This is a genomic window from Nocardioides sp. WS12 (assembly GCF_014108865.1).
GTDB lineage: Bacteria > Actinomycetota > Actinomycetes > Propionibacteriales > Nocardioidaceae > Nocardioides.
On record NZ_CP053928.1, the window covers coordinates 4078121 to 4104664 of the forward strand.

General features: G+C 69.4%; 21 protein-coding genes. 3 read left to right on the forward strand and 18 right to left on the reverse strand.

The genetic code is table 11. From position 1 onward, the window contains the following. Positions 1–42 precede the first annotated feature (42 nt). The 4 genes from HRC28_RS19745 to HRC28_RS19760 form a co-directional block, all read right to left on the reverse strand. The gene (locus tag HRC28_RS19745; RefSeq protein ID WP_182377108.1) at positions 43–2091 is read right to left on the reverse strand and encodes an ATP-binding protein; all 2049 of its coding nucleotides are present in this window, start codon (positions 2089–2091) and stop codon (positions 43–45) included. Continuing rightward, positions 2091–2957, reverse strand: coding sequence for a DUF4255 domain-containing protein (locus HRC28_RS19750; RefSeq protein ID WP_182377109.1), 867 nt, complete (start codon positions 2955–2957; stop codon positions 2091–2093). The genes HRC28_RS19745 and HRC28_RS19750 overlap by 1 nt, the downstream gene beginning before the upstream one ends. A gap of 2 nt (positions 2958–2959) precedes the next feature. Next, positions 2960–6340 carry a DUF11 domain-containing protein gene (locus tag HRC28_RS19755; RefSeq protein WP_182377110.1) on the reverse strand — a complete coding sequence of 1127 codons (3381 nt, stop codon included), beginning with the start codon at positions 6338–6340 and terminating at the stop codon, positions 2960–2962. A gap of 105 nt (positions 6341–6445) precedes the next feature. Continuing rightward, a complete protein-coding gene (locus HRC28_RS19760; protein WP_182377111.1) occupies positions 6446–7075 on the reverse strand; it encodes a response regulator transcription factor in 630 nt (209 codons plus the stop codon). Positions 7076–7251: 176 nt separating this feature from the next. On the opposite strand from HRC28_RS19760, the gene HRC28_RS19765 reads away from it, so the two are divergent. Beyond that, positions 7252–8511: a hypothetical protein gene (locus HRC28_RS19765; RefSeq protein WP_182377112.1), complete on the forward strand. Its 1260-nt coding sequence runs from the start codon at positions 7252–7254 to the stop codon at positions 8509–8511. Positions 8512–8531: 20 nt separating this feature from the next. Here HRC28_RS19765 and HRC28_RS19770 read toward each other — a convergent pair whose 3' ends face one another. Beyond that, positions 8532–11462 (reverse strand): BTAD domain-containing putative transcriptional regulator, encoded by a 2931-nt coding sequence (locus tag HRC28_RS19770; RefSeq protein WP_182377113.1) that lies wholly within the window; start codon positions 11460–11462, stop codon positions 8532–8534. A gap of 247 nt (positions 11463–11709) precedes the next feature. Between HRC28_RS19770 and HRC28_RS19775 the strand changes: the two genes are divergently transcribed. Beyond that, complete coding sequence (locus tag HRC28_RS19775) at positions 11710–12285, forward strand: M23 family metallopeptidase (RefSeq protein ID WP_182377114.1); 576 nt, start codon at positions 11710–11712, stop codon at positions 12283–12285. Here HRC28_RS19775 and HRC28_RS19780 read toward each other — a convergent pair. The 11 genes from HRC28_RS19780 to rplS form a co-directional block, all read right to left on the reverse strand. Then, positions 12233–13174, reverse strand: a complete 942-nt coding sequence (locus tag HRC28_RS19780) for a tyrosine recombinase XerC (RefSeq protein ID WP_182377115.1) — start codon at positions 13172–13174, stop codon at positions 12233–12235. The genes HRC28_RS19775 and HRC28_RS19780 overlap by 53 nt on opposite strands. Positions 13175–13222: 48 nt before the next feature. Beyond that, positions 13223–14356, reverse strand: coding sequence for a DNA-processing protein DprA (gene dprA / locus HRC28_RS19785; protein ID WP_182377116.1), 1134 nt, complete (start codon positions 14354–14356; stop codon positions 13223–13225). Continuing rightward, positions 14353–15981, reverse strand: a complete 1629-nt coding sequence (locus tag HRC28_RS19790) for a YifB family Mg chelatase-like AAA ATPase (protein WP_182377117.1) — start codon at positions 15979–15981, stop codon at positions 14353–14355. Before HRC28_RS19790 ends, dprA begins: the two co-directional genes overlap by 4 nt. Then, positions 15981–16349, reverse strand: coding sequence for a YraN family protein (locus HRC28_RS19795; protein WP_182377118.1), 369 nt, complete (start codon positions 16347–16349; stop codon positions 15981–15983). Before HRC28_RS19795 ends, HRC28_RS19790 begins: the two co-directional genes overlap by 1 nt. A gap of 128 nt (positions 16350–16477) precedes the next feature. Beyond that, a complete protein-coding gene (locus HRC28_RS19800) occupies positions 16478–18259 on the reverse strand; it encodes a hypothetical protein (protein ID WP_182377119.1) in 1782 nt (593 codons plus the stop codon). 1 nt (position 18260) lies between these two features. Continuing rightward, positions 18261–18683: a TadE/TadG family type IV pilus assembly protein gene (locus HRC28_RS19805; protein WP_182377120.1), complete on the reverse strand. Its 423-nt coding sequence runs from the start codon at positions 18681–18683 to the stop codon at positions 18261–18263. A gap of 167 nt (positions 18684–18850) precedes the next feature. Continuing rightward, positions 18851–20617 (reverse strand): pilus assembly protein TadG-related protein, encoded by a 1767-nt coding sequence (locus HRC28_RS19810; RefSeq protein ID WP_182377121.1) that lies wholly within the window; start codon positions 20615–20617, stop codon positions 18851–18853. A gap of 114 nt (positions 20618–20731) precedes the next feature. Further along, on the reverse strand, positions 20732–21049 hold the full coding sequence (locus HRC28_RS19815; protein WP_056714307.1) for a DUF2469 domain-containing protein: 318 nt from the start codon (positions 21047–21049) through the stop codon (positions 20732–20734). Between the two features lie 10 nt (positions 21050–21059). Further along, positions 21060–21782 (reverse strand): ribonuclease HII, encoded by a 723-nt coding sequence (locus HRC28_RS19820; protein WP_182377122.1) that lies wholly within the window; start codon positions 21780–21782, stop codon positions 21060–21062. A 12-nt stretch (positions 21783–21794) separates the two neighbouring features. After that, a complete protein-coding gene (gene lepB, locus HRC28_RS19825; protein WP_182377123.1) occupies positions 21795–22667 on the reverse strand; it encodes a signal peptidase I in 873 nt (290 codons plus the stop codon). A gap of 158 nt (positions 22668–22825) precedes the next feature. After that, positions 22826–23188 (reverse strand): 50S ribosomal protein L19, encoded by a 363-nt coding sequence (rplS, locus tag HRC28_RS19830; protein ID WP_182377124.1) that lies wholly within the window; start codon positions 23186–23188, stop codon positions 22826–22828. Positions 23189–23373: 185 nt separating this feature from the next. On the opposite strand from rplS, the gene HRC28_RS19835 reads away from it, so the two are divergent. Next, positions 23374–24597 carry a Fic family protein gene (locus tag HRC28_RS19835; RefSeq protein ID WP_182377125.1) on the forward strand — a complete coding sequence of 408 codons (1224 nt, stop codon included), beginning with the start codon at positions 23374–23376 and terminating at the stop codon, positions 24595–24597. Positions 24598–24666: 69 nt separating this feature from the next. Here HRC28_RS19835 and HRC28_RS19840 read toward each other — a convergent pair whose 3' ends face one another. Together HRC28_RS19840 and HRC28_RS25670 are read right to left on the reverse strand one after the other, a co-directional pair. After that, positions 24667–25938, reverse strand: a complete 1272-nt coding sequence (locus HRC28_RS19840; protein WP_182377126.1) for an ammonium transporter — start codon at positions 25936–25938, stop codon at positions 24667–24669. A 172-nt stretch (positions 25939–26110) separates the two neighbouring features. After that, complete coding sequence (locus tag HRC28_RS25670; protein WP_272902685.1) at positions 26111–26527, reverse strand: GNAT family N-acetyltransferase; 417 nt, start codon at positions 26525–26527, stop codon at positions 26111–26113. Between the last annotated feature and the right edge of the window lie 17 nt (positions 26528–26544).

Genomic DNA, 26544 nt, shown 5'->3' on the forward strand with positions numbered 1-26544 from the left:
CGATCCCCCGGGGCAGACGCTGCTGCCCGTTCGGGCAACGCGTCAGCCGTTCTCGCGCAGGACCTGCCAGTAGACGCCGAATTCCGACTCGAGACAGAGGCGGCCGAGCTTGCGGTACTCGCGGTGCACGGCCGTCACCAGGTGCTTCATCCCGATGACTCCGGTGTCCGCGGCAGCGAGGTACGCCGCCGTGACCGCGGAGGAACGAATGGACCCGCCGGCCAGCTCGAAGGACTTCGCAAGGAAGGCGATGTCCACGTCCGGCTCGCGCCGGATGGTGCGGCCCAGACAGCTGTCCCACAAGGACTTCCGGCCGCTCTCGTCAGGCACCGGGAACTCCACGACGACGTCCAGGCGCCGGGTGAACGCGTCGTCGATGTTCGCGCGCAGGTTGGTGGCCAGGATGATCAGGCCGTCGAACGACTCCATCCGCTGCAGCAGGTAGGCGCTCTCCACGTTGGCGTAGCGGTCGTGGGAGGACTGGACCTCCGACCGCTTCCCGAAGACCGCGTCGGCTTCGTCGAACAGGAGTACGGCGTTCACGCCGGCCGCCGCCGTGAAGATGCGCTCCAGGTTCTTCTCGGTCTCGCCGATGTACTTGTCCACGACGGTGGCCAGGTCGACGACGTACAACTCGAGCCCGAGGTCATGCGCGATCACCTCGGCGGACATCGTCTTGCCGGTTCCGGAGTCGCCGGCGAACAAAGCGGCGACACCGATGCCGCGCCCTCCCCCGGGCCGCATCCGCCATTCCACCAGGACCTTCTCGCGATGCCGGGATCGCAGCGCCACTTCCTGCAGGGCCGTCAGCACCGTCGGGGGTACGACGAGATCGGCCCACGAGACAGCGGGCTCCACGCGCCGGGCCAGCCGGTCGAGTGCCGATCCGTTCTCCGCCCGGGCACCCAGCACGATGTGATGGGGACCGATCGCACCGCCGGCGACCGACGCCTGCAGCTGGGCGGACTTCGCCGCCCGCAGGACGTCCTCGGGACGAAGCCGGAACTGGTCGGTGGCGGCGAGGACGTCGGCGCCGGCACCCGCACCCGCGAGCGCGAAGCGCCACAGTTCGCGGCGTTCGGACGTCGTACTGTCCGGAACCGCCAGCTGGAGCACTGACTGGACCGACCATTCGGGGTCCCAGACCCGTGCACCGACCATGATCAGAGGACGGGGCTCCGCGAGGAGGTGCGTCGCGAGGACCGGGCGCTCCTCGAGGACCGTGACGGGCCCGGCGACGATGCCCGCTCCGGACAGCCGCGCTTCACGTGCCGCGATCCGGGCCAGCCGGTCGGGATCGGGCTGACGCAGCAGGCGGGTGAGGTCCAGGTGGAGGGCACGATGCCCCGTGAGCCGCAGCGCCTCCGCAGCGAGGACCCGCCCCGACCCGGTCTCCGGTTCCCGCAGGTAGATGAGGGGAACCGTCTTCTCGATGGCGCGGGCGAGCGGGGACGGGTCACCCCACGGGACGTCGGGCACCTCGATCAGGACGGGAGCCAGGGCGACGTCGACCGCATCGCCGCCGAGGAGGTGGGACACCACGCGATCGGGCACCCCGACCGACCGCCCACCGAAGGGCCGACCGGGTTCGTCGAGTTCGACCAGCCCGCCGGAGACGAGCGGTCCGTGCAGCAGGTGGGCGTAGCCCTCCGGGGTACCCAGCGGCACGCCTGCGAGTTCGAGCGCGACGGCCACCGATGGCCGGCGCCGACTGACGTCGTCGTTGAGGTAGCCGAACAGTCCCTCGAAGCGCGGGTCCACGTCGGCCGCCATCCCGATCAGGAGCAGGTCGATGTCGACCGTGTCGAGAGCGAAGTTCGCCGCCAGGTCCCGCAACCGCAGGGGGACGCCAGCGTCCTCGGCCTCGTCGGCTGCGGTCTCGACCGCCGCGACGCTCGTCAACGCCGACCAGTCCGCCAGGAGGCGCGGTCCGGCCAACAAACGGTCGACCGCGGCGTCATCGAGGTAGAGGCCCCGGAACGGGTCATCGGGATTGGGGTCGACCCCGCGCCGGGCTTCGACCAGCGCCCGGATCCGCTCTTCGATCACGGCGAGACGGCCCAGCACGTGGGCCAGACTGCGGCGTGACATCAGGTCTTGCCTCGACCTCGTGCGCGGGCGTTGCCCAGGTTCATCAGACCTCCGCCGGCTGCGCCGCCGGCACCGCCAGCCCCTCCAGCACCGCCGCCGCCACCGCCGCCACCGGAGGGCGTCTTCGCGACGAGGGACCCGCCGCCGGCCTTCCGGAACGCGGCCGCCCTGCCCTCGAAGGCCAGCCCTCCGACGACCTTGCCGTCCTCGTCCAGTTCGAGCCCCAGCCGTGCGGCGGCCTCCTTCGAGGGAGCCGGCGCGTCGTGGGCCTGGCGCCTGTCCTTGCCCCCGAACACCACGTCGGTGGTGTCGATGGTGATGCCGCCCTCGACGGGCGGGCCCGCAGCGAAGGTCCGACCGGTCCACATCGGAGCCACCACGACGAGGTCCAGGGAGGGCTTCAATTCGCCACCCAGCGCCGACCACACGTCGGCGAACGCACGATCCTCCGGAGGCGGCAGACCGATGGTGACCTTCACCGGCTCGCGCGGTTCGGCCAGCGGTCCGACGACCAGGTTCTGGGGCAGGGCGTCGTACCGCAGGAAGGCACGGAGGAGGGAGTCGAGGACGCGGTGCTCGTCCTCGGGACGCTGGGTCCACGCCGTGAGCAGGTAGCTGAGCTTGTAGAACCGCGGCGCCGGAACCCGGCCGATGACCTGGCCGGTCTCCGGGTCGAGCGTGTCGAGGAAGCCCGCAGCCCGGTGCTTCAGGTCCTCACGGATGTCGTAGAGGTACAGGTTCACCGTCGGTGCGTTCCGACGCGCGGCCCAGTCCTTGGTGGGCGCGTCGAACACCACATCGATGTCCCCGTCGACCGCATCCGCACGGACGATCTCCCGCAGCGCGTCGTCGACCTGAGAGATCACGGCTACCCCCGTCCGACCAGATCCGGTGGGGACAGGGAGCGCAGCACGATCAGGATGTCACCCGTGACCGGAGAGAATTCCTCGGTGGTGCTGGTCGCGGTGATCACCCGATCGCCCAGTTGCTCGCGGCGCAGGATCAGCACCGGCCGCCGGATCGTGCCGTCCGCGAGGACCGTGATCGGAGCAGCGTCGATCGGGAGGCCCTCACCCACGCCCCAATTCAGGACGACCTCCGTGCCCGGAGGCATGTTCTCGCCGTACGCGAGGACGACCTGGCCGGGCCGTGCCACCGCAGGCACCAGTCGGACAGCGGGCTGCAGGACCGGGAGCTCGAGCGTGTCCTTGTTGTTCGGGAGCGCCGGGTCGATCGTGGTGGCATTCACCTTGGCCGTCAGGGTGAAGTCGCCTTCGGTCGGAGTGCTGAGGACGACGTGGAACACCACATCAGTGCCCGGTGGGATGTTCCCGAGCGAGCACAGGACGCCGCCGGGCAGGCACGGCGGAGTCAGCGTGAGCGGCGGCGTCAGGGGGTCCGGGCCGGGGGTCGGGACCCCCGCACCGACGCCAGCGGGCCAGGTGACGATCAACTTCGCACCCTGCGCGATCTGCGGACCGAGGTTGCGGACCCGGACCAGAACGGTGCGCTTCCCACCGACGTACCCGGTGGGCTTGTCGATCCCGAGGAAGACGGCCAGATCGGCCTTGGGGGGCGCCACCAGCATCACCTGGTACGTCGCCGTGGCGGTGTTGTTGCCCTCGGCCGGATCGACGGTCGAGGTCGTCACGATCGCCGTGGCGGTGCCTGCGGCCACCGGCACGGGATGGCTGAAGATCACCACATAGGTGACCGACGCGTCCACGGGCAACGACGGGATCGTGCAACCCGTGCCGTCGGCCGCGCACACGACCGGCGGGCCGCTGGCGGTGGTCGCGGAGATGATCGTCGCGCCGGGCGCCAGAGCGGTTGCGAGCGTCACGCCCAGCGCGGTCTCGGGTCCCAGGTTGGTGACGGTGAAGGTGGCCGTCAGGGGCGCATTGACGCTGGCCGGCGACCCGGCCACGGCAGCCGTCACCGCGACATCAGCGCGGGGGGTGGGCTGGTACGTCGGCTCGGTCTCCGGGCCGCGCTCGTCGGTGATCACGGCCAGGCCGGTCGCATCCGGCAGGATCTTGTAGATCCCCCGCTGGTCGGGTTGGCCCATCGGCTGTCCGCTGAACGCGATCTCGGTGCTGTCCGGTGCCCAGGCTGGATTGTCGGCCCAAGCGAGCGTCGCCTGCGACTCGGTGGTGTTGCCGTTCCAGCCGGGACGAGTGAGCCCCTCGGTCTCGACGGTGAACTCGTTGAGGCTGTTGTCCTGGATCGTGCCCAGGACGAGGGCACCCGAATTGACGAAGACGATGGCGGAACCGTCCGGCGCCCAGGCCGGATGCCGGCCGACGAGGTCGTCGCAGAACTCCGGGCAGGTCCTCGCCCGGACCCCGACGCTCTCGGTCTGCACCGGCACGACCCAGATTCCGTCGTCGTTGGTGGCGAGCGTCTCGCCGCGGGCCGGCAGCAGGTCGCCGTCCGGTGCCCAGCCGGGAGCCGGGCGGTTGAGGAACGGCCCGGGATCGGGATTGCAGCACGGCTGAATGGTTCTGCGGAGCACCAGCTGCGTGCCGTCGGGCGACCAGTCGGGGTCCGTGTCCGCCCACGCATGGTGGTCCAGTTCGGGGTCCACCGCGTCGAAGTCGAGGCGCGGCGTGACCACGAAGATGCTCTCTGCGACCAGGTCGACGACGTACACCCTCGGGGTGGTGGTCGACGCCGTCGAAGCGGGCAGTGACTCGCGCACGAAGGCGATCCGGGTGCCGTCCGGAGACCAGACGGGATCTCGATCGCGATCCGTCGGCTGATGGGCCGTGACGTCGGCCAGCGACACCGGGTCGGTTCCGTCCGCGTTCGCGATCCAGATCTCACGAGGCAAGGGCACGGTGTTGTCACTCACCCCCAGTTGGCGGCTGTAGGCGATCCTGGAGCCGTCCGGTGAGTAGTCCGGCCCCGCTTCGTCGGCGCGAATCGGTCCGGAGTCGTCTTCCACGACCTCGTCGACCAGCACGGTGCGTTCGGTGCCGTCGACACGGACGTCGGAGATGTCGGCATCCAGCACCCGACTGTCCGTCGGGTCGATGTTGATGTGCAGGGCGCGGGCGGTGTACGCGATCTCGCCGGCGGTGTCGCTCGTGGATCCACCGACGAAGCCGTCGAGCCAGGTCGGGTGGGTCTCCGCGACCCCAGGCGTCGTGAAGACCGGGCTGTCGCGGAAGAAGTGGGGTTCCGGTTCCAGACTGTCGGGCGGGTCATAGCGGGCGGTGGCGATGTCGCCGTAGGGATCCTCTTCGCGGCGGGTGTAGGCGATGTAGGGGTTGATCTCCCCGAAGTTCTGGACCCAGGCCGCCTCGCTCGACGCCGGAGGGACTTCTTCGTCGGTCCAGGGGTTCCAGTTGTTCTCGGGGTTGAACACCTCGAGCAGCCGGATCGAGCCCTCTGGGCGGTCCTCGTCCGAGGTGAAGGCCACGGTGAGTGCGCCCGTGAGGTCCGGAGCGACGGCCGGTTGAGTCTCTGCGTGCCCGGGGGTGAAGGTGATCACCTCGGGCGGGCCGAACGCCGCCGGGTCGCCGTCCCACTGAGGAGAACTGGCCGTGAACTGGAAGCTGATCACCGCCAGGTCGGGCAACTCCCCCTCCTCCGCGGTGCTGTAGACGATCCCGTAGGTGCCGCCGCCATCGAAGTTCTCCTCGACGAACGGACTCGGCCAGAGGTCGTCGCCAGGGGAATCCAGGGTCAGGTTCGAGATGGTCCAGTTGCAGTCGCCGTCGTCGGACCGGATGGCCGCATAGATGTCCCAGTCACCGTCGGCGTCCGAAGCGAAGAAGACCTCCCGGTCCCCGTCCGTGCCGGGCACGGGATGGGTCTCCACGTCGTCGTTGTCGCAGGTGATCCGCGTGACGCCGCCGTCGGAATCCTCGTGGTACACCTCGCCCTCGGGGGTGTCCACGGTGCTCACCCAGGCCAGAGCGGACTCGCCTGGCGTCCTCGACAGCTCACCCTCGTGGACCGGCCGGTCGACGTACCCCAACTCCGGCTCGTCCACGAGCCCCAAGGACTCCACGGTGCCGGTGTCGCCCGACAAGCCGCCGTGGAAGGTGCTCATTTCCACGCCGCGCGAATAGACCTGGTCCCGCTCGTCGGTGAAGGCAAGGCGCGACTCGGGCGGGAGCGCCGCAGCGGCGGAGGCCTGTGCTGCGGGCGACGGGAGCGCGCCGGTGACGAGTGCAGGCAGCACGACCACCGGTGACACCGCACATGCCAGTGCCACCGCCGTGAGGCGCTTGCTCTTCACCAGTCGTCTCCTCATCGCGATGGATCGATCGTCGTACGCCCGAAGGACGCGCGGGTGCGCGCCGGGGCAGCAGGAGGGGCGACCCCTCCGGCTGTTCGGGCAATCTCAGATGAGTCCCTGGCGCAACGCATAGGCCACCGCATGCGAACGGTTGCGCAGCTGGAGGCGCGACGTGATGTCGTGCAGGACGTTCTTCACGGTCCGCTCGGAGTAGGCCAGCTGGCAGGCGATCTCGCCGGTGTCGCAGCCGTCCGCCACCAGGCGCAGCACCTCGATCTCGCGTGCCGCGAGCCCGTTGAAGGCAATCCCCTTCGGCCCCAGGACGCCGCGTTGGAGCGCACCGACCTGGTCCAGGAGTCGACCCAGGAGGTCCGGCGGGACCGTTCCTTCGTTGCGGGCGGCAGCGAGGATGGCATTGACCAGACGGTCGGCGCTGGCGTCGGGCCGCCGCAGCACACCGACCACTCCGGCCTCGACGACGTTGACGAGGTCGGTGTCGTCCAGACCCCCGACGACGAGCACGGTGCTCGGGCCGGTGCTGTCCCGGCGCAACTTGCGCAACAGGTGCAACGACTCCTCGTCGACACGGTCCGCGACGACCACGGCGACCGCGGCCTGCCCGGCTTCCTCTTCGGTGACGATCCGCACCTCGGGACGCGGGCGCAGGTGACTGACGACGCCCGCCTTGAGAATGGGGTCGATGGCGTGAACGTGGACTCTGACGTGACGATCCATGATGTGGATGCACTCCTGTCGGCTCGAACATGACCGCTGGGAGGGACGGTCCTGAGGAGCACACCAGAGGGCACTCTCTGTGCACTCAACAGTGGCTCAACGGGCACATCCGATTGCCCGTAAGTCCTCCCCTGCGACGGGTGGCCGGATCGTCCAGAGGTCCTAGCGTTGCCAGCGTGACGACTACTGCAAGCCTTGAATCCCCGACGGTCCAACTGGACCCCGGGTCGGAGGCAGTGATCCCGCTCCAGATCAAGAACAACGGCAGCGTCGTAGAGGGCTACGACATCACCGTTGTCGGCGGGCCTGCCAGCTGGGCGACGGTCGAGCCCGCACAGGTCTCGCTCTACCCCGGTACGGCGACGACGGCGACCGTGACGTTCCGGCCGCCCCGCTCCGCGAGCACGGCCGTGGGCTCCCAGCGCTTCGGCGTCGTCATCACGCCACGGGACAACCCGAACAACGCCGTGGTGCCCGAAGGGGTCCTGGAGATCCTCCCGTTCCTCGACACGACGGCCGAGCTGGTCCCGCGGACCTCCCAGGGCCGGCGGGGCAAGCACCAGGTGGCCATCGACAACCGCGGCAACGTGCCGGTGAACGTCCTGGTCAACGCCTCCTCCGAAGGCAACCGGGCCCGACTCAGCGTCGATCCGGTCGGACTCATCATCCCGCCGGGCGAGGCCCGCTTCACCAAGGTCCGCGCCAAGGGTCGTCGCGCCATCTGGCGAGGTCAGCCCGTCACCCACAACTTCGTCGTCGACGTCACCCCGGAGAACAGCACCCCGGTGGAGCTCGCTGGTTCCTACGTCCAGACGCCGGTCATCCCGAAGTGGCTGATCTGGGCGCTGATCGGCCTGATCGCGCTGCTCGCGCTGCTCACCGCGCTGTGGTTCACGCTCCTGAAGCCGACGATCGAGTCACAGGCCAAGGAAGCCGCCGAGGAAGCCGCTGCCGACGCGGAGAAGGCGGCGGGAGAAGCCAAGAAGAACGCCGAAGCGGCCAACGGTGCTGCGACGAATGCCCAGAAGTCTGCGGACAAGGCCGACGCGGTTGCCGGTGCGAAGCCCGCGCCCAAGGTGATCGTCACGGACGTGTCCCGGCGGCTCTTCGCCGACCCGCTGGACAATGCGACGGAAGCCGCGACGTACCCGATCGTCGAGGACGGCGTCTACCGCCTGACCGACGTGGTGCTCAGCAATCCCCAGGGCGACTTCGGCCGCGCGGTGCTGTCCGTCGACGGCGAGGTGCAGATGGACGTCGCACTGGAGAACTTCCGCGACCTCGACTTCCACTTCGTCTCACCGATCGTCGCGACCGACCAGATCCGTCTGGTCGTGACCTGCCGGACGCCGGGGACACCTCCCGACGCCCCGCCGGCGACGCGGTGCGACACGTCGGCCCTGCTCGGGGGCGAACTGTCGGTGCCGGCCAGTTGATCTGAAGACCGCGAGGGGCGTCAGGGCCGGGAGATCCCGGCGCCCTTCAGCAGGTCGGCGGTCGATTCGACCACGCCCAGCGAGGCGAGCACCGAGGCATAGGACCGTCGGGCGCGCTCGGCTGCCGCGACATCCTGCGCGGCGTCGTACGCCTTGACCAGGAGACGCCAGGAGGCGTCGCGGCAGGGCTCGATCTCGATGCTGCGCTGGGCGGCCTCGGCGGCGTCGGCCGGACGACCTTCGGCGAGGCGGAGTTCACCGAGCAGTGCGGCCGCCTGGGCTGCCCGCACCCGGTAGCGGTCCCGCACGCCGACGGCCCACTCCGACGGTCCGTCCTCGGGAAGGACGTCTCCGGTGTAGATCTGCAGGGCGAGGTCGAGGGCCATCGCGGCCCGACCGACGTCGCCCCGGGCCCGCCACTCGTCGGCCTCACGGGTGCGGAGGTCGAAGTCGCGCAGGTCGGAAACCGACCCGTCCGGCAGGGCAAGGGAGTAGCGATCACCGTCGCGGACGACGAGATGGCTCGCACCGCGAGCAACGCCGGGCTCAAGGGCGGCCCGCAGGCTGGAGACACAGACGTGGAGGTTGTGGGTTCCTGCGTTGCTGTCGAGTTGCGGCCACATCGCATCGACCAGCATTTCGCGGTGGACCGAGGTTCCGGCGTGCAACGCGAGCACGCGGAGCAGGGCACGGGCCCGCGGCCGGACGCCGTCGAAACTGGGGGAAACGCCCCGCACCAGGATCTCGAAGCCACCGAAGCAACGGACCTCGATCGGGGCCGCACGGTCGGTCACGACGACGTCGGGCCGTCGGTCGGCGCTCTTCTCCATCCATTCCCACGGGCGACAGTCGAATCCGACCCGATCGGCCTCCGCAGTGGCGTCCGCGAGCAGGTTGGGGTCGCGACGCAGCGTGCCGAGTACGCCCCACGCCAGAGCCAGGGCTCCGGGGACCTGGGCCGTGTGGGCGAAGCCGACGGCCAGTTCGGCCTCACGGGCAGCGTCGGGCGAACCCGTCCAGGCTCCGGCGAGCGCCAGGCCGCCCCGCGCCCAGGCTTCGAGTGCGGGCGCACCGAGCAGTCGGCAACGGCGGACCAGGTCGTCGAACTCGGGGACCGATGGCTGGCCGGCGCGGGCGCTGAGGACGGCGTGCAGACCGGCGAGCACGAGTGCTCCCCACCGGTCCCCCATCGCGTCAGCCTCGTCCCGGCGCCGCGGAAGACTCACCGGGTCCGCGATGCCGCCGGCGAGCCTGCTGACCCACGGAACGCCACCGCGCTCGGCTTCGTCGACGAGGCGTTCGACCCCGGCCGGCCCGGACAGGAGGGCAGTCAGCGCGGAGAGCGCCAGGGCAACGGGTTGTTCCGACGGTGGTACGTCGGCCAGGCGGCGCGCCGACACGAGGTCGCCTGCAACGGCGCAGTCCACGGCCTGGAGCAACCGGTGATCCAGGTCCTGGTGCCCGTGGCTTCCCCCGGAGTAGCGCAGCGGATTCGGGCGGTGCACCGTGGCACGCAGCCGTTCGAACCAGGGACGGCCCGGGGTGAGGTCGCCCTCGATCCACATCCGCAGGGCACGACGCATCCATTCGTCTGCCGCCGTCAGAGCCGGCGAGGAGTGCGACTCAGCAGGACCGAGTTCGTCCTGCGCCGACTCCAGTCGGCCCGCGCGCAGTTCGCGCACGGCGAGTGCGACCTGGCGCCACGGACCCTTCACACACGCGGCACCCACCCAGTCCAGGTCGGGGTCGGACAGCACCGCTCGCGCGTTGGCTTCGAGTACGGCGGCCGCCGCATCCCATGCGCCCGCCGAGACGTAGGTGCGCACGGCCGACGCGGGCTGGCCGTCGGCAGCCATCCGCTCGGCACAGGCCCGCACCCGCGCATCGAAGTCGTCGGAGCCGAGCTCGTCGCACAGCTCGTCCAGGAGCTGGCGGCGCACCACCCGGGCCAGGGCATAGCCACCGGGCACGCCCCGGACCAGCCCCTGGCGCACCAGGCGCTGGAGCCAGGCGCCACAGTCCGCACCCGTCAGGTCCCGGCACCTGTCAGCGGTGAGCAATTCGAGCGGCGCGGTCTGGCGCAGGAGACGCACGTCCGCGGCGTCGAGGCCGGAGAGGATCTCGCGGGCGACGTACCCCATCGCAAAGGTGGCGCCGCCGGACAGGTCCTGCAACGCGTGCCGGCGGGCGTGGTCGCCCGAGCCATGCGTGGCCTGGTTGAACATGTGCAACGCCGCAGCGAGGCCGTCGGTCTGACGGGTGAGCAGCCAGCCGTCGTCATTGGTCAGCGGCTCCCCGTGCACGGACCGGAACAACTCGTCGGTCTCGGGTTGCCGGAAGCGCAGGGCGTCGATGCCGACGACCACACTGGGGAACTCCGAGCGCGCGAGGTTGAGAGACAGTTCGGCCCGGGACACCACCACGACCCGAGTGGTCGTCATCTGGAGGATGTCCTCGATCAGGCGGCCGACCTCGGGGTGGTCGACGTGGTGGAAGTCGTCGATCACGATGACCGGCGCGCCGTCGTACTCGGCAAGGCGATCGATGAGGGACTCGCGGCAGGTCGCCCGCGGATGGCTGGGGGCCAGGAGGTGCACGGCATCCGCGAGGCCACGGATGGTTTGCGCGATCCGGTCCTCGTCGCGTGAGGTGGCGCGCCACCAGGCGATGTCGACAGGAGATGTGCGTGCCCAGTGGGCCAGCGCGGTTGTCTTGCCGACGCCGGCGGGCGCGATCACGGCGCCGATCCGGGCCCGCAGGAAGGTGTCAAAGGCACGGTTCAGGCGCGCCCTGACGAGGCCGGGAACCTCCGGCACACCGGTGAGTTCGGGGCGCTCGACGCGCTGGGGCGTCCGGCCCGGAAGACTGATCCGGTCGGCGGCCGTCAGCACGACCGCCCCGGGGGTCGCGGGTGCGGTGGGCGTGGGTTCAGCCTGTAGTCCCGGCCCCATCACCCGCCTCCTTCGTCGTCCCGTCGACAGCGGGACATCCGTCACGCCACCGACCGGCATGTCCTCGCTGTCCCGCGAGAAGTATTCAGGCAAGGGCTCCTGTCCCGATACAGGGAAAACCCTCGATTCCCTGCATAGCGGAAAATTGTCCCTCTGTCAGACACAACGACAAATCGGGCAGCATTTTGTCCACAGGCGGGTGGCCCCAAAGGGCTCCTCTGCGGGGCCGCGGGGCACCCTGAGCGCCATGTCCAGCCGATCCCCGCGGTCTTCGACCCGAGTCCTGATGCTCGCCGTCGCCACCCTCGTTGCCCTCTTGGGCAGCCCCGGCCCCGTCCGGGCAGCCGACGATCCGGTCGGGGTGTGGCCGCTGGCCCCTGTCCCTGAGGTCATCGAGCGCTTCGACCCACCGACCGATCCCTGGGGCTCCGGACACCGAGGCGTCGACCTGCTCGGCCGCGCCGCCCAACCGGTCCGCGCCGCCCTGCCGGGGCGCGTGGCGTTCGCCGGGCGGATTGCCGGACGGGGTGTGGTCGTGGTCAGCCACGGCGACACCCGGACGACGTACGAACCGGTGACCGCGGACGTCGCAGCCGGGGACGCGCTCGTTGCAGGCGACGCCATCGGCCATCTGGAGGTGGTCGGCTCACACTGCTTCCCGCGGGCGTGCCTGCACTGGGGCTGGCTCCGGGGCGAGACCTACCTCGATCCGTTGCGCCTGGTCGGCGGTGGACCCGTCCGCCTGCTGCCGCTGTGGCGGGACCAGGAAATCAGGCCCGCGGGTGGGCTTGTTGGTAGGCCCTTCGCAGTCGGTCGGTGGTGACGTGGGTGTAGCGCTGCGTGGTCGCCAGCGACGCGTGCCCGAGCACCTCCTGGACCGAACGGAGGTCCGCACCGCCCTCCAGCAGATGGGTGGCGGCGGTGTGGCGCAGGCCGTGGGGCCCGAGGTCCGGCGCCCCCGGGACATCGGCAAGACGTCGGTGCACCAACGTGCGCACCGCGCGTTGGTCGATCCGGGCACCTCGCGCGCCCAGGAACAGCGCAGCCCCTGACCCCGGTCGGGCGAGATCAGTCCGGGCGGTCCTGACCCAGCGGTCGATCGCCGCAGCTGCCGGATGCCCGAAGGGAACGGTCCGTTCCTTGCGCCCCTTGCCGAAGACCCGGACCACGTTGCGGTCCCGGTCCACGTCGTCGACGTCGAGCCCGCACAACTCCCCCACCCGCATGCCGGTTGCGTAGAGCAGTTCGAGCATCGCGACGTCCCGCACGCCGATCGGGCTGCCGTCGTCGGCGAGCGCGGCGGCGGCGGCGATCAGTTCGTTGGCCTCATCGACGCGCAGCACCGAGGGCAAGGTGTGGTGGGGCTTGGGTGAGCCGAGCGCCGAGCCCGCATCAGTCGGGGCACGCTCGGTCCGGGCCAGCCAGCCCGTGAAGACCCGCGCTGCGGTGGCGCGACGGGCGAGCGTCGTACGGGACAGGCCCATGGTCTGTTGCTTGGCGAGCCAACTCCGCAGGGTCCGCAGGTCGAGGTCGGCCACGTCGTGCAGGCCCAGGCGCGCCGCATGGTCCAGCAGCCCGACAAGATCGCCGAGGTACGCCGTCACGGTGTGTGCCGCGAGATCGCGTTCGGACACGAGGTGCCGTTCGTAGTCACCCAGCACTCGTGCGAAGCCCTCGGGCAACGCATCGCGGCTGTCGGCGGTCGCGGTCACTGATCGATCGTAGGTCGCCGCCCGTCGTCCCCGGAGGTGCCACGCACGTCAGCACCGCGCACGCTCGGCCAACCGCCAGCCGACGGGGAGTTGCTCGACGTAGCCCTCGTCGGCCAGGCCACGGAGGACCTCGCCGACGCTGGCCACAGCCAGGCCCGCGACCAGGGCGATCGATTCGGTCGACGCGGCCACGACCACCGGCACCGCATCGAGGACCTGCTGCGCCCGGATCGGCAGCCGGTCGCGCTCCCGTTCGGGACCGCGCGGCTCCACCACGAGATCGTCGCCGGCCGACCCGAGCAACTCGAGGGCTTCCTCGCCGCTGGACACCAGCGTCGCCGCTCCACTGCGAATCAACTGGTGCACGCCAACGGATGCCACGCTCGTGAGCGGGCCGGGCGTCCCCATCACCACCCGGTTGAGGCGCTCTGCCCAGTTGGTGGTGTTGAGGGCACCGCTGCGCACGGCGGCCTCGACCACGACGGTGCCGCGCGCCAGTGCCGCGATCAGCCGGTTGCGCGCCAGGAACCGGATCCGGAACGGCGACGCCCCCGGCGGGGACTCCGAGATCACCGCATGGTGCTGCGCCAGATGGGCGAGCAGTTCCCGGTGGGCAGCGGGATAGGCGCGGTCGGGGCCACAGGCGAGCACGGCCACGGTCGGTGCACCGGCACTGAGCGCGCCGCGGTGGGCGGCGTAGTCGATCCCGAATGCCGCGCCGGACACCACGGGTCGGCCGGCGGCTCCGACGACAGCGGCGAGTTCGGCGGCGACCTGGTCGCCGTAGGTCGTGGAGGCGCGCGCTCCGACGACCGCAACCGACCCGTCGAGCTCGTTCAGGCGCAGCGGGCCCTTCACCCAGAGTCCGACCGGCACCTCGCCCCGTTCGTGCAACGGCGCACGATGCGCCAGGTCGTCCAGCTGGACGGGCCACTCTGCGTCGCCCGGGATCACGAAGCGGACGCCGAGCCGCTCCGCTCGCTCCAGTTCGCGCTCGGGGCGTACGTCGGCAAGCCGGGCCGTCACCGCGGTGAGCACCGAACCGAGGTCGGGATGTTCGTGCAGGGCCCGCAGGAACTCCACTCCCCCGAGCTCCCGGGTCAGGCCGAGGCAGCGGAGATCGCCGGGCTCGGCGACGAGGCTGATCGTGGCGCGGGCAAGGCGCTCGTCATCGGTCGTCATCCGGCCTGCTCCGCATCGTCGAGGTCGTCGTACGCACCGTGGATCGCCCGCAGGTCCAGGGCCTCGCCGCGGCGCAGGCGCAGCGCGGTGTCGACCTCGGCCGGTCCGGGTACGACGTCGCGGCCCGTGCGCACCGACGCGAGGTCGGCGACCGTCCACGCCACTCGCAGGACGCGCACTGCTCCGCGTGCACTGAGCTTGCCGCGGTAGGTCTCCTGGTCCAGCATCTGCTGGGCCTTCTCGGCGACGGGCCAGGTGTCCTTGAGCCGTGGACTCGGGATCTGGCTGTTCAGACGCCAACTGGCGTCCGCGAAGCGACGTTGTTGGCGCAGGCGGGCCGCGGTGACCCGGACCCGAACATCGGCCGACGTCTCGACCGGCCGGAACGGATCGTGGCTCGCTGCGGTCGCCGGCTGCACGTGCCGGAGCACGTCGATCCGGTCAGCGATCGGTCCGGTCAGCCGGCTCTCGTAGCTCCGCCGAACGGGCGGCGCACAGGTGCACCGATTCGCCCGCGCGCTGGCAGCCCAGTTGCCGCAGGGGCACGGATTGCTGGCCAGGACGAGCATTCCGCCGGCCGGGAGGGTGACGGACTCGTCGCGCCGGGCGATCGTGATGTCGCCGCTTTCCAGCGGCTGGCGCAGCGCGTCGATGACGTCGGACCTGAACAGGGGGAATTCATCGAGGAAGAGCACGCCACAGTGGGCCCGGCTGATCTCGCCCGGGTGCACGCGGCCGAGGCCGCCCCCGATGATGCTCGCCTTGCTCGCGTCGTGATGCGGAGCAGCAAAGGGCGGGCGCACCACCATGCCCTGCCCCGGCTCCAGGACACCTGCCAGCGAATGCAGAGCGGTCAGTTCGAGGGATTCCCCGGGTGTCAGGTCCGGAAGGATGGTCGGGATCCGTTCGGCGATGCTGGTCTTCCCGCATCCCTTGGCGCCCGACAGCAACAGGGCGTGCCCGCCGGCAGCCGCTACTTCTGCGGCGTACTTCTCGTCCACCATCCCCCGCAGGTCAGCGAAGTCCAGTTCGTCGAGACGTTCGTCGCCGCGCCAGCTGAGCAGTCGCGATCCGGACGATTCCGCGACGGGCGGCGCATCTGGCACCGCGTGTCCGCGCACCGACGCGACCACCTGGGCCAGCGACCGCACACCGATCACGTCGACGTCGGGGACCATCGCGGCCTCCTCGAGTTGTGGCTCGGGGACGTAGACCCGTCGGACGCCGCGGGCTGCCGCGGCCAGGGTCATCGGGAGCACGCCGATGGCGGGCCGCAGTCCCCCCGCCAGCGTGAGCTCGCCGATGAAGGCGGTGTCGGCAATGTCGCGGTGCTCGAGCTGCCCATCGGCCGCGAGCACCGTGAGCGCCATCGCCAGGTCGAACTGGGTGCCGGACTTCGGGAGGTCGGCCGGCGACAGCAGGATCGTGGTGCGCTTGGACGCCGGCCAGTCGAGGTCGCTGTTGATGATGGCCATCCGCACCCGGTCGAGGCCCTCGCGGAGGGCGGCACCGGCCCGGCCGACGACCATGACGTTGGCCTGCCCGGGCGAGACGTCGGCCTGGACGTCGATCAGGTGTCCGAGCGCACCGTTGAGCGCCACACAGTGCGCCGTCGCGAACGGCATCAGCACAGCCCCGGGACGTGATCGACCTGCGCCGGTCCGCGTCGCGGCCGCATCACGGCGACGAGGTCGACCCGGATGCCGGCCGGGCGGATGCCGCGTTCCTCAGCCCAGCGTTCACCCAGCCGCTTCAGCCTGGCCAGCTTGGCGTCGGTGATCGCCTCATGGGGCGTCCCGGCGACCAGGCTGGTGCGCGTCTTCACCTCGCACACCACCAGGGTCGTGCCGTCGCGGAGCACGATGTCGACCTCGCCCTCGGTGCAGCGCCAGTTGCGTTCGAGGACCGCCATCCCGAGGTCACCCAGATGCCGCGCGGCCACCTCCTCGCCGTACGCGCCGAGCGCCTGCTTCGCCTGTGCCGTGGTTGTCATGCGTGCCAGCGTCGACGAGCGCCCCGACTCCGCGGGAGTACGACGAAACAACCCTGTGGACGACCGGAGTCATCCACAGGGTTGTTGTCAGTTCGTGGCCACCGCTGTGACGCGAGTGACGCGGTAGGTCAGCCGACGAGTCGGGGGCTGCAGCCGGGACGGCCGCTGGCTTTCAGCGTCGTGTTGCCCAACTTGATGCCCAAGGTGCCGAGAGTGGTGCGCAGCGCCGGCAGCAGGCCGGCGTTGAGACTGCTCACCAACGGGTTCACCAACGTGTTCATCACGGGCGTCAGCAGGCTGCCGACGATCGCGAGGATGCCGTTCTGCTGGGACGTCGTCACTGCCAGAGTCAACGCCAGCGCCGCGTCGTGGGAGTTGAACGGCATGGTCTCGTCCGGCGGAGCCGGGTAGACCAGGTCCACGTCGCGCGGCGTCGCGTCGCCCAGATTCGCGCCCAGCCCGAGGATCGTGTCCGACACGGTCTTGATGTCGGTCCAAGGACCCCAGGGAAGGAGCGGAAGGGTCCGCGTGCGCCGCTGCACCACGTAGCCCAGGCGCAGGGCCAGGTCGACATTCGCCAACGAGGTGGTCACGTCGAAGGACGCCGTCTGACCTGCAGGGTCTGAACAACGCAGCCCGCCGGGGTTCTTGAGCTTCGCCTTTGCCTGAGCGGACGTCACGGACAACGTGAGTGTGCTCGCCAATGTGCCGGGCTTGACCCGCTCTTCGCGCGTCGAAAGCAGCGCACCGAGCAGGGCCGACAACGTGTTGTTCAACTCCGTCAGGAGATTCGTCACCAACGTCGCCGCACCGAGGTCGATGGTGGACGTGAGCCTGATCTGGGCTGACTCAGCCTCCACCGCCGGCGTCTGATTCGGGCGCGCACAGGCGACCTTGGGGATCTCGATGATCTCGACCGTGGTCAACATGTTGGCCACTCCAGGAACGGCAAGCGGAACCGTGACACCGACGGCGTGATCACCCGCGACATAGACCAGCACTTCCAGCAGGTCCGCGACGCTGAGGTCAGCATTGAGCGCCGAACCGCCACCGGGGCCGAGCGTCAGGATGTCCGACACCAGCAGTGTCGGCGTGGCGAGGTTCGCCTTGGCAGCCAGGGCATTGAGGAGGAGGGCCGCGTTGGCGTCGGCCAAGGTGCCCTTGTTGTTCAGCACCTCGGCGCTCGCGGTGAGCAGTTGCCCGACCGTGATCGGAGTGGGGGAACTGACCAGCGCATCCACGGTACCGACGTCGAGCGCGGCCGCGAGGTCCAGGAGCGGCACCTTGGCCTGCTTGAGGCTCGCGATCCCGTCCGGGCCCACAGCACTGAGCGAAACGGCAAGAAGATCAATGCCGAGGAAGGTCTGCAACGCCTGGACCAGCACGTTCGACGAGGTGTCCAGATCAACGAGGTTGGCGCCGACCGAGAAACAGACGAATGGCTCGAGCGATGCCACGGCCTCCCGGGTCGAACCGCCGCGGGCGAGCCCCGACACACCGCCAAAGGCAAACGCGGTGTCTGACTTGGCGGTGACCTTGATGGCGTCAGGAGCAATGCTGGACGACTTGTCGATGACGTCCCACTTGGTGTCGGCGGCATCCCGCACGACGAAGTCCCAGTTGACGTCACTCTCCTCGAGAGTTCCGCCCAGCGCCGTGTCATTGCGCGCGACGCTCTTGTTCTTGGCTGCGTCGAAGGCAGACTTGTCGTAGGCAGCCGCCGTGCGTCCGTCGAGCAGGCGCACGAGGTCGAGCGCGACGACATCGGCTATGGCCTGCATGTCGCGACGCACGACCCGTTGCTGCCCGAGGTCAACCGCGAAGGCTGCGGACATGAGGAGGACGCCGCTCATCATCACGGCCATCAGGACCGCAGTGACCCCGCGCTCGTCCCGCCGGCGGGTCGCCATGTCAGCTCACCCTTGCAACGGCGGTGTACGTCAACGTCTCCGGCAGGACGAGCCCGAACCCGGCGATCATCCCTTCGTAGTCGATCTCGACGACGACCGTCGCGCAGCTCTTGGTGCCTTCGCCCGCACACGGGGCGATGGTGATCGTGCAGCCCGAGGCGCTGCACTTCTGGTCCTGGGCGGCGAGTGCCGCGTCGACGGCCTTCTTGCCGGCAGCGAGCTTCGCAGCGTTGTCACCGGGGTTCACCGCCGCGGCACGCGCACCTTCCGAGGCCGCCTGGCTGACCGACTGGCGCACGCTGAGCATGTCGCCGTAGTTGATGATTCCGAAGACCAGAACCATCAGAACTGGAAGGAGCAGGGCGAATTCGACCGCCGCGGCCCCTCGTACGTCACGGCGCGCACGAGCGAACCCCCTGGACACACAACGCCTCATCGGCCGGCCTCCCCGCCATCGCTCCCATGACGCCCCCCGAACGGCGTTGGGCACACACTAATCGTCTTCTGTACAACGACGGAACCGATCCCGGGTCATTCTGCCCGGTCGAAGGAGATGGCGTAGTCCGTTCTGACTAGTCGCTCTCGGGACGCTCAGCCGACCAGTCTCGGACGCCCGCAGGTGGCCTCGACGGCGAACACGTCAGCCCCGCCGAGACGGAGTCCGATCATGCGGGAAACGGGCCCGATGTACATCGTGTTGATGTTGTTGACCAGCGGCGTCAGGGTCTTCTCGACGAACCCGTGCCCGGCGGTCACCAGCTCGTGGGCGATCAGGTTCGTGACCGCGGTGACGGAAGCGAGGTTGGCCGCCTTGCCGCCGATCTTCACCGACGTCACCGTGGGCATGAGGGTCGCCATGCTGAGGCTCATCGAGCCGCCTGTCGTCACCGGCGTGACGTCGTTCGGCGGTAACGACAGCCCCACCGTCGACGTCGACGGGGAGAGTTGCGTACCGACGCTGAGCGTCACCTCCACATCGAGCGACAGCTTGGTCCCGAGCAACAAGATGTTGCCGAGCAGGTTGGTGATCACTGAGGTGAGCCCGAGCCCGACCAGGTCGGTGAGCTTGACGTCCGCGCTGACGGTGACGTTCGCATTCAACTTGTACGACGCCAGGGCGCTCGCGACGCGGACGCTGAACGTGGAGGGGTCAGCCACTGTGTTCACCCCGCAATGCACCGGCGGGGGCGAGACCAGCGCCCCGGTGCCGCTGCCGGCCTCGATCTCGAGGAACCCGGCACCCTTGGGCGTCTGCAACGTGCCGAGACCCGGTGGACTGATGCTGGGCAGGTTGGTGAACTCAATGCCGAGGGTCCCGTCGAGCTGCGCGGTGTCGGCGGTCGCGCCCGGCGAGTTGGGTGCGCCGCAGGCGAGTTCGGCGGCGGACACGAGGTAGATCGCACCGGTGTACTGCCACCCGACCCCGGGGACACCACCCTGGATGTTCGGGACCCCGACGAAGTACTGCCCGTCGGACAGGCGAGCCGACCCGATCAGGTCCAGCACGCTCATTTCGACCTCCAGCGCGGCGCGGTCGGTCGGCGAGATGTGCAGGACATTCGACAGGCTGATCTCGCCCACAGAGGTGGTCACCGAGGAGTTGATGAGCTTGCCGAGTGCCGTGATCGCGACGGTGTTGTTGCCGCCTGACTCCTTGGCGAGGGCATCGAGCATCACGGCGAGCAGGTCGCTGTAGAGGATCGAGCCCTGCAACAGCGCCTCGGGACTACCGATGGTGGGGTTGGCTGTCAGCTGGGACAGCCGCACGTCGGCATCTGCCAGACCGCGATAGCTCACGAGGTCGAGGTTCACGCCGAGCAGGTCGTTGAGCGGGTCCAGGACGGTCTCGTCGCCACCACGGATCGCAGCGACGAAGGACCCCAGCTTGAAGCAGGCGGTCGAAGAGCTCTCCGCGGCCGCCGACCGGGTCGCGGTGCCACTGTTCTCGCCGGTGATTCCGGCGAACGCGTACGGAACCTCGGCCTGGGCGACGACCCGGACCGCCGTGGGGACGCCCTCGCTCATGGGAACGAATTCGCCGGCTGCCATGGTGCCGAGCTCGTAGTCGAGGCCGGGGGCATCGGGACCGATGATCCCCGCGTTGCGGGACAGGCTCTTCTCGCTCAGGGCGTCGAGCACCGGCTCCAGTTCGGCGACGGTGCGCCCATCGAGCTGGCGCGCCAGGTCGAGCGCGATGACGTCAGCGACGGCCTGTACGTCGGCGCGGGCGACCCGCTGCATGCCGAGGTCCACCACGAACGCGCCGCTCATCATCAGCACTGCGAGGAACACCGTGGCGAACAGGAGCGTTGATCCGCGCTCGTCCCGCTCACGCCCGCGACCACGCGACAGCTGCATGGTGCCTCCCCCGCTACCGGTGCAACGAGGGCAGTGCTTACCGCCCTCTACAGGCAGGTTCGGCCGATTCCGGCCAGCAATCCAGTACTCGGGACGAAGTCAGGACGAAGGTCCTCAGGGCTTCGGGATCTTCGGGAGCTCGATGTCGGAGGTCGCGAGCTCCTCGACGTTGACGTCCTTGAAGGTGAGCACCTTGACGTTCTTGGCGAAGCGCGCCGGGCGGTACATGTCCCACACCCAGGCGTCCGCGATCGTTACCTCGAAGAAGACGTCGCCCCCCTCGGAGCGGGCCTTCACATCGACCGTGTTGCACAGGTAGAACCGGCGATCCGTCTCGACGACGTACTTGAAGATGCCGACGACGTCCCGGTACTCCCGGTAGAGGTTCAGTTCTTGCTCGGTTTCGTACTTCTCGAGCTCCTCGGCACTCACGCAGGCAACCCTAGCCCTCGGATGGTTCGAGGTCCGGCAGTGACCCAGGAGAGGACTCGGGAAAGGACTCGGGAAAGGGCTCGAGTCCCGCCGCGCGCCGCACGTTCACGAACCGCATCCGGTGCACGGGCGAAGGGCCGTGCTCCTCGAGCGCTGCCGTGTGCGTCGCAGTGATGTAGCCCTTGTGGGTGCGGAAGTCGTACGACGGCCACTCGCTGTCGAGCTCGACCATCAGCCGGTCGCGGGTGACCTTCGCCAGCACGGACGCGGCCGCGACACAGGCCGCCACGCGATCGCCCTTCCACACCGCCAGTCCGGGGGCACCGAGTCCGTCGACCGGGAAGCCGTCGGTCAGCACGTACGCCGGCGGCAGGGCCAGTTTCGCAACCGCCCTGCGCAACGCCTCGACGTTGGCCACGTGCATGCCGAGCCGGTCGCACTCGTCGTGGGAGATCACCACGACCGACCAGGCCAGCGCGCGCTTGACGACCTCGTCGTAGCAGCGTTCGCGAGCAGCCGCGGTCAGCAGCTTGGAGTCGGCGAGACCGGGGATCACACCGGCCTTGCCCGCAGGCAGGATCGCTGCACCGGCGACGAGCGGTCCCGCGCAGGCTCCGCGACCCGCTTCATCGACGCCGGCGATCGGCTCGAGACCGTGGCGTCGCAGTGCCCGCTCGTAGCCATACAGACCTGCGTCGCGTCGTACCGTCGCTCCGGTGGGAAGCCTCGACATCTGCGACCTCGCTCAGGGAGTGGCGAGCTCTTCGGCTCGCTCGCGGACGTCGGCCGGCGGGTCGTCCGGAACATCCTTGAAGACCTCGGGCCGGCTGACCCAGGTCCACCGGTCGCGCGGCCAGATCAGCGTGAACACCTTGCCGACCACCAGGTCCGTGTCGACCCACGGGCTCTGGGTGCACGGGTCCTCGTCCGGGCCGCACAGGTGGGCGCGGGAGTCTGCGGAGTGACCGCGGTTGTCGCCGAGAACCAGCAGCTTGCCGTCCGGGATCGGGCCGATGGTCCAGCCACACGAGCTGCCGAGAGCGGTCTTCTCCTTGGTGATCCACTCGTCGACCACGGCGTTGCAGGCACCCGGGTCGGGGCCGAGGTAGCTGGACTCGTCGAGGACCTGCCCGTTGACCGAGATCCGGCCCTGTTCGTCGCAGCACACCACCACGTCGCCCGCCGTACCGATGACACGCTTCACGAGGTGGCCGCCCGTGGGATACAGGCCGATCTTGGAGAGCACGCTCGCCATGCCGGTGGGACCCACGTTGTCGGTCGGGCCGAGCCACTCGCCCGGGTCCTCGAAGACCACGACGTCGCCGCGCTGGGGCTGCTTGCCGAACCAGTAGGAGACCTTCTGGACCAGGATCCGGTCGTTCTTGACCAGCCCCGGCTCCATGGACTCCGAGGGGATGTAGAACGCCTGCACGAACAGGGCCTTGATCAGCACCGCAAGGCCGAGGGCGACGGCCAGCAGAAGGATGCTCTCCTGCCACACCGGAAGGTGCTTGCGCTCGTCCTTGTCCGCTGCCCTGTGGCCGCGACGGGGCTCGTCGGCACCCGTGGCGCCCGTGTCAGGCGCGTCGGCGATGTCGTCCGGCTGCTCGGTGGTCACGATGGTCGAGTCTAGGCACGCCGTGGGTGTGAAATGCACGAAGGCCCGACCTTGAACGGTCGGGCCTTCGCGAAAGACAAGCGCGGCAGCGCGGCGGGAGGCGTCCTCGGGCAGCTTGCTGCCCCGGATCAACGCCGGAGACGCGCTCGCGCAATATGTCAGATCTCCCTGCGCTCCTTGATCTTGGCGGCCTTGCCCTTGAGGTTGCGCAGGTAGTAGAGCTTCGCGCGACGCACGTCACCGCGGGTCACGATCTCGATGGTCTCGAAGATCGGCGAGTGGAGCGGGAAGGTCCGCTCGACGCCGACACCGAAGGAGACCTTGCGGACCGTGAAGGTCTCGCCGATGCCGCCACCGTGGATGCGGATGACAACGCCCTGGAAGATCTGGACACGCGAGCGGCTGCCCTCGATGACCTTCACGTGGACCTTGATGGTGTCACCGGCGCGGAAAGCGGGGACGTCGTCACGCTTGAGGGCGTTGCCCAGGTCGGTGACGAGGGAGGGGCTGAACTTGGTCATGATTCTCCTCGCGAATGCACACAGGTCAGCCGCGGAACATAGTGATGACGGATCATCGGGATGGAAGGTGGTGCGCGATCGGCGATTCCCCTGTGGCAGAAGCGTTCGTTGCACCGACCTCCGATCCTCCCACAAGGAAGCGAGACCGCGAAAATCCAGAGCGGACCGCTGCGACAATGGCGCCCATGACCGACGCCCCGGCCCGCCGCGACTGGGCGCCGCACACCGAGGAGACCCGCCCCTGGCGGCAGAGCGTCCCTCGTGGACCGCGAGCGGAGCGCAAGGTACGCGAGGTCACGGTGTCGCTGCCGCCGTACATCCGCGACCTCAACTACGCGATGGACCGACCGCTCACCGCGATGGTGATGGCCAGCGCCGGCGACCTGGGCCACCTCGATCTCGTCCACGGACGCACGCTCAAGGCGCTGAACCACCTGCAGTTGCGCACCGAGTCGGTCGACTCGTCAAAGATCGAGAACGTCGACGCGAGCCTCGCCGACTACGGGCGGGCGCTGCTCGGGGTCGGCGCCAACGCGTCGGCCGTGTCCATGGCTTCGGCCACGGCTGCGCTGTCCCGGATGATCCATGACGCCGACACCACCCGGAAGATCCGACCCGAGGCGATCCTCAAGGCGCACCACGACCTGTTCCGCCGCAACCCCGACGAGGCCGAGCGGGCCGGGAAGTTCCGCACCCGCCAGAACTGGGTCGGCGGGAGCGACTACTCCCCCACGGGCGCCCTCCACGTGCCCCCGCCACCGGAGACGGTGCCTGGCTACCTGGAGGACCTGTTCGCCTTCGCCCACCGGGACGACGTACCGCCCCTGGTGCAGGCCGCGGTCGTGCACGCCCAGTTCGAGTCGATCCACCCGTTCGTCGACGGCAACGGACGGATCGGGCGCGCGCTGATCCATGCGGTGCTGCGGCGCCGGCGGGCGACCCGGCACCTGACCGTGCCGATCGCCTCGGCATTGGTCTCGCACCGCGAGCGGTACTTCGCCGCCCTCAACGACTACCGCGACGGCTACGCGCAAACCCTCGTCGCCATGCTCTCCACTGCCGTCCGGATCGCGACGGCGGAGTCGTGGACCACGGCGAAGAACGTCCAGACAATACGCGGCCAATGGCACGACGCACTCGCGAAGCCGCGGGCGGGCACGCCGGTCCACCGGTTGCTCGACCTGCTCACCGAGGAGCCGATCATCAACGTTCCCCTCGTGGCCGAACGCATCGATGCGTCGGAGGAAACGGCGCGGACGACGATCGACACCCTCGTCGATGCTGAGGTGCTCACCCGTACGGCGCGCTCGCGCCAGGCGCCGGTGTGGCTCGCCAAGGGCGTCCTCGACGAGGTGCACGACCTCAGCGTCCGGATCCAGGCGTCGAGTCGCCGGATGCGCGAGGCCTGAACGGCCGCAGGCCCGCCCCGGTGAACCGGGACGGGCCTGCGACGTGAAGCAGGTTCGATCAGCTGCGCATCAGTTGATGGCGTAGCCCTCGCCGTGCAGGGCCAGGTCGATACCGGCGACCTCGTCCTCTTCCTTCGCACGGAAGCCGATCGTCTTCTCGATCGCGGTTCCGATGGCGAAGGCCATCACGAAGGAGTACGCCCCGATCGCGAACGCCGGGATGGCCTGGACGACCAGCTGCTCGATGTTGCCACCGGTGAACAGGCCGGTGTCGATGGCGAAGAAGCCCAGGTAGAGCGTGCCGATGATGCCGGCGACGAGGTGGATGCCCACGACGTCCAGGGTGTCGTCGACACCGATCTTGTACTTGAGCTCGATGGCGACGGCGCAGACCGCACCGGCCACGAGGCCCAGGACGATCGCCCACATCGGCGTCAGGTTGGCGCAGGACGGGGTGATCGCGACCAGACCGGCCACGATGCCCGAGGCGGCACCGACAGCGGTCGCCTTGCCCTCCTTGAAGTGCTCCACGACGATCCAGCCGACGAGCGCAGCAGCCGGAGCAACCAGCGTGTTGACGAAGATCAGACCGGCCTGGCCGTCCGAGGTGGCCGCGCCGCCGTTGAAGCCGAACCAGCCGAACCACAGGATGGCGGCACCGATGAGGACCAGCGGCACGTTGTGCGGCTGCGCCTCTTCCTTCGAGAAGCCGACCTTGCGCTTGCCGAGAACCAGCGCGAGGGCCAGGGCAGCAGCACCGGCGTTGATGTGGACGGCCGTGCCACCCGCGAAGTCGATGGTGCTGGTGTCGTAGCCGAGGTGCGTGCCGAGCTGACCCACCCAGCCGGTGAAGGTGGCCGAACCGTCTTCGTTGGTGACGAAGGAGAACACCCAGGAAGCAACCGGGAAGTAGACCAGGACCGAGAACAGGCCCACGAAGAGCATCCACGGCCAGAACCGGGCGCGGTCGGCGATCGCGCCGGAGATCAGCGCCACCGTGATGATCGCGAAGGTGCCGCCGAAGATCACGAAGGCCATGACGAGGCCCGATCCTTCTTCACCCGCGAACGCAGCCTTGGCGGCGTCGTTCATGCCGAAGTCGAAGAACGCGTTGCCGAGGACCTCGGGGATCCAGTCGCCCGACGATCCGTCGACGAACGCCTGGTTGAAGCCGAACAGGATCCACAGCACAGCGACGAGGCCGATCGAGCCGAAGCTGAGCATCATCATCGAGATGACGCTCTTGGACTTCACCAAGCCGCCGTAGAAGAACGCCAGACCTGGCGTCATGAAGAGCACGAGGGCTGCTGTGATCAGCAGCCAGACAACAGGAAGGCTCATGGAAACTAACTCCTCGGGAGATCGGGCCAGCATTGCGACCCACTGAGGCCACCGTCGTTGGTGGGCCGCGTCTGACGCCGATCCTGAAGTGCCGTCGTTTCACCGAGCCCCGGCTCGCGTTTCGGGTTTGTTACAGGTTCGTCAGGTGTGTGTCATCGCCGTGAACGCAGGCTCACGCACGTCGTTTGGTGAGGACGACGGCCCCTGGGGGTGCTTCGAGATCCGCCCGCAGCCGGAACCCGGCCTTCTTGTACATCCGCTGGTTGCGCACACTGTCGGCCCCCGTGAAGAGGACGTACGACGTCGCCCGGGCCGGAGCCACGGCCTGGATGTGGTCCAGCAGCACCCGTCCGAGGCCCGCACCCTGCAGGTCGGGGGCAATCATGATCCGGCCGATGTCCCACGCCGAGTCACCTTCGAGACGCCCGCGCACGGCGCCCACCAGTCGCCCGGCGCGGCGCACCACCCACGTGTCCCACTCCCCCAGCCACGCACGTACGTCGTCGAGCGACTCGTGCAGGGCCGGGATGTCGAGGGAGTCGTTGGCCAGGGCCTCCTGGACCCAACAGGCCCGCTGGAGCGTCAGCAACTCGGCCGCGTCACCCG